Genomic DNA, 4,420 nt, shown 5'->3' with positions numbered 1-4,420 from the left:
GGGTCGAGTCGGCGAGCGCCTCGATGAGCGCGCGGCCCGTGTCCGTGGTCACCGGCGAGGCGATGAGGCCGAATCCGCGCAGCCGCGCCTCCCGCGCCACGAGCCGGGCCAGCGGCACGGCGTCGGCATCGCCGCCGAGCCGCTCGAGGTCGACCAGCAGTGCGCCCGGCGCTTCGGCGTGCAGCGCGCGCACGGCGACGGCCTCCCCCGATCCGGTGGCCGGCTCGCGGAGGTACACCAGGCGGATGCCGGAGGCGAGCGCCTGACGTACGCGCGCGTCGTCGCCCCACTCGAGGTCGAYGGGCTCGCGCAGCACGCCGTCGAGGGCGCGATCGGCGGTGTCGTCGCCGAGGAGGTGCCCGACGATGCGGTCGGGGACGCGCACGGCCCGCCCCGGCAGCGGCCGGTCGGGGTCCTCGACGATCACCAGCCCGCCCGTGACGAGCGGCCCTGAGATGAGCCGGGCCCGGTCGGCGGCGCTCGTGAGCGGCACGCCGCAGAGCTCGAGCGCGACCGAGACCGACGGCCGCCGTCGCCCGACATCGTCGTTCAGGTAGCCGAAGAACCGCTCGAACCGCGGATCGAGGTCGGCGGCCAGCGCGATGACGAGCAGGTCGACGTCGATGGGCCCGAGGCCGAACGCCGCCGCGAGCGTGCGGAGCCGGATCGGATGCCCCGCGGCCTCCGCCACGTCGGCGCCCTGCTCGCACGCCGCGAGGCGGGCTGAGGCATCCGACCAATCGGGCACGCCGGGGGCACCGTCGAGCAGCCGGTCGACCATTTCGTCGCTGAGGTACAGCCCGCGGAAGGGGTCGTCGGGCTGCGGATCGGCCGCGCGACGGGCGGCGACCAGGCGCCGGATGCGGTCCTCGATCGCGCCGAGCCGCCCCAGCAGGTGCACGACGCTGGGGTCGTCGATCATCTCAGTCTCCCGTCGGAGCGGCACGGAACGCGGCATCCTCGATCCCCAGTCCCGCCGCTTCGAGCTGGGCGGTGACGCCGCCGGTGACGGGCGGTCCGGCGGGGTACAGGATCGACCGGCTGAGCGGTGCGGTGACGACGACGTCGAGCGAGGGCTTCAGCTCGCCGCCGAGCGACGACCAGACGTCGGCGAACGCCCGGTCCTCGGGCGGCGGCTGGGCGATCGTGATCGAGCAGCGCAGGCCCGTCTCGGCGAGGGTCTCGATGATGAACGCGTCGGGAATGGCGTCGAAGCGGATGAAGCAGCGCAGCAGCGCGTCGAGCAGGCGGTGCTCGTCGTCGGGCCGTTGCGTCCACGCCGTGACGAGGTACGAGAGCTTGTAGTAGCGGGGCGCGGGGGCGCGGTGCGTGACGATGCCGCGGTCGTCGCGCTGCTCCGAGAAGCCGTACTCGCGCCGTCGCACGTCCTCACGGATGTCGTAGAGGAACAGGTCGACCGTCGGCGCGTTTCGCCGGGCCGCCCAGTCCTTCGTGGGGGCGTCGAGCGCCACGTCGACGTCGGCGGCGATGCCGTCCGACTCCTTGACGAGCGTGCGCAGCGCGTCGTCGATCTCGCCGATCATCCGCCCCTCCCGAGCAGGTTGGGCGCCATCGCGGAGCGTGGCGCGACGAGCAGGCGGTTGCTCGACGGGATGTCGCCGAACAGGCCGTCGACGCTGTGCATGACGAGCGTGCGGGTGCCGGGCAGCTCCCACCTGAGCACGAGCAGGGCCCAGCGGGCCGACGTCGGGTCGCCCGAGCCGGGCCAGCGCACGCTCGGCGTGTCGGTCGGCACGCCCTCCCAGTGGAACGTGACGGCGGCGTTCGGCGGCAGCGACGTRCCGATCGCGCCGATCACTTCGCCGGGCGTCGTCACCGCCGGTGACATGCGCAGGTTGGGCTGGAGCACCGTGAACGGCTCGCGATCCTCGCCGATCCACGACGGCGGCAGGGCGGCGGGCAGCGGTTCCGGCGCGAGGGCCGGCGACGGCGCGAGGGCGAGGGCGAGCACCGGTCCCGCCTCCGACGCGGGCGCGAACTCGACCTGCGGCTCCGGGTCCGGCTCCGGTTGCGGCTCCGGCGGAGGCGGCGGCAGCTCGACCACCGGCGCATCGAACGACAGGGCGACGCCGTCGACGACGAGGTCGTCGGTGCGCGGCGCCACCGGCGGCACCGGCGGCAGGGTCGGTGCGGGCATCGAGAAGGTCAGGGTCACCACGGCGGATGCCCCGGGCTGGTCGAGTCCCGTCACGACGCAGGTCGTGCCCGAGAAGCTCGCGCATCCGGCGTCGGACGTCTTCGTGAGGTATCCCGCCCACGTGTAGTCCAGGCCGATCTCGAGCCCCGGCAGCACGGCGCCGGGCGTCTCCCGGGTGACGACGGTGGTGAGGACCAGCTGCTTCCCGCCGGTGTACCCGGGGTCGTGGTCGTCGGTGAGGTCGAGGGTGATGGCGGGGCGCACCCGGGTCACGGGCGCCTCGTCGGGGATGACCCAGTCGACGGGCAGGTCGGGCACCAGGTCGGGATCCGTCCCTCCCAGCGACTCGGCCTCGGCACGCACCACGCCGGGCAGCACGCTGCCGTCGGGTGAGCCGCCGACCGAGAACTCGAGCCCGATCTGCACCACGGCCCCCGGCTTGGGCAGCAGGATCTCGCAGATCGCGCCGTCCCACGACTCGCAACCGGTCGGCGGCGCGTTCGGGTGCAGGAACGCCGGCCAGGTGATCGCCACGCCCACGACGAGCTCGGGGAACGGGTCACGCCGCAGCTCGGCGGCGAACGCCTCCCGGGTGGCGGTGATCGTCGCCGCGACGTCGGGACCGCCCTGCCACACGAGCTCCCGGTCGAGCGCGACGTCGAGCGTGATGAACGGGTCGACGCCGGCGATGGGCGCCTCGTCGGGCACCACCCATTCGACTGGCAGGTCGCGGTCGTCGCCCTCGTCGACGTCCTCGAGAAGGTACGCCCCCTCGGCTCGGACCACCCCGTCGACCACGCCCGGCCCGATGTCGAAGGCCACGAGGATCACGGCCGCGTCCTCCGGCCCCGGACTGGCGATGCGGACGTCGCACACCATGCCATTCCCCTGCAGGTCGCACCCGGTCGGGGTGCTGAGCGGCGTCAGGTAGGCGGGCCAGGTGATCGCCACGCCGACCAGGAGCGCGTCGTAGAGGTCGCCGTCGGTGCCGCGTTCGGCACGCGTGGCCGTGATGCGCGCGCCGAGCGGGGAGCCGTCCTCCCACACGTAGTCGTTCGTGAGGTCCACGTCGAGCGTCACGAGCTCGGCGTCGGTGATCTGCGAGTCGTAGGCGTACTCCAGCCATCCGTCTGGTGCAGTGAGCGGGGCGCCGTCGAAGTCGAACCGGGCCGCGACCTGGTCGGCGTCGAGGTATCCGACGCCGATCTCCGCGGGCGGTGCGAACTCCACCGTGATCACGGCCTCCGAGCCCGGGTCGTCGAGCCCGGTGATGGTGCAGACGCCGCCGACGTACGTCGCGCAGCCCACTGGTGCGCCGATCGGCACCAGCGCTTCATCGAATTCGAGCGCGACGTCGAGCTCGAGCCCGAAGAGCGTGRCCGCGGCGGCGGCAGCGTGCGACACCCGGATGACCCCCTCGATGCCCTGCTCGTCGCCGAGGGTCGACAGCTCGGGTCGCAGTTCGACCTCCATCGGGAACGGCCGGTCCAACGCCACGACGGATGCCGCATCCACGCCGGTCCACGTGCCCGGGATGTCCAGGGCGCCCTCTGGCCGCGGCGTCGGGGCGGCCTTCACGATGGCCGAGTGCACGTCGGACGCGGCGACGACCCGTATCGCCGAAGGCTGCTGCGACGGCGGCGCCAGCGCGATGACCGGCCCCGGCGGCGTGTACCAGCCCCCCTGGCCGATGATCGAGATCGCGGCCTGGCCGCCGTCGCCTTCGGGCACGTTGAACGCCATGGTGAACACGGTCGTCCTGCGCACGTTCGTCGGCTCGGTGATGGCGCAGAGCCCGGCCACCAGCCCGCCGTCGCAGGCGTCGGCCGGGGTCGTGCCGCCGACGGGCGCGAGGAACGCCGGCCAGTTGATCGCGAAGAGCACCTGCGAGGAGGCCGTGCGCGGTGCGGCATCCGGTTCGTGGGTCACGGTGAACGTCGCGACGATCGTGTCGCCGATCCCCGTGGTGGCCGCCCGCCGGTCGACGGTCACCCCCGCCGAGAAGACCGGCGCGAGCTCGACGTAGTCCTCGTCCGAGGTGAGGTCGGCGGCGTCGAAGTCGACCCGGCTGAACAGCTCCACGTCCTGGAGGTAGCCGCCGGTGACCTGCGCCGTCACGACGGGCAGTCCGGGCGGCACGCCCAGCAACTGGAACCAGTACGTGAACACCGCAGGCGTCAGCGGATCCCTCGGAACCTCGAGCACGCACTCGTCACCGGGCCCCGGCGGCACGGCCGACTCCATGGCCACCGGGTCCATGAC

General features: G+C 73.5%; 1 protein-coding gene and 2 pseudogenes. All 3 read right to left on the bottom strand.

The genetic code is table 11. From position 1 onward, the window contains the following. A pseudogene (locus AC1DY2_RS16210) lies at nt 1–922 on the bottom strand (ATP-binding protein); the annotation flags it as partial. A gap of 1 nt (nt 923) precedes the next feature. Continuing rightward, a complete protein-coding gene (locus AC1DY2_RS16205) occupies nt 924–1,544 on the bottom strand; it encodes a Pvc16 family protein (protein ID WP_309974733.1) in 621 nt (206 codons plus the stop codon). Further along, nucleotides 1,541–4,420: pseudogene (locus tag AC1DY2_RS16200) on the bottom strand (hypothetical protein); the annotation flags it as partial. The pseudogene AC1DY2_RS16200 and the gene AC1DY2_RS16205, both read right to left, overlap by 4 nt.

This window comes from Agromyces sp. P1_H4 (assembly GCF_056405255.1).
Note: the sequence above shows the minus strand (reverse complement) of the source record. Positions and strands in the feature narration are given on the sequence as shown.

What these genes read in the sequence shown, in the direction of transcription:
- AC1DY2_RS16205 (WP_309974733.1), bottom strand. Translation starts at nt 1,544, where the DNA reads ATGATCGGCGAGATCGACGACGCGCTGCGCACGCTCGTCAAGGAGTCG.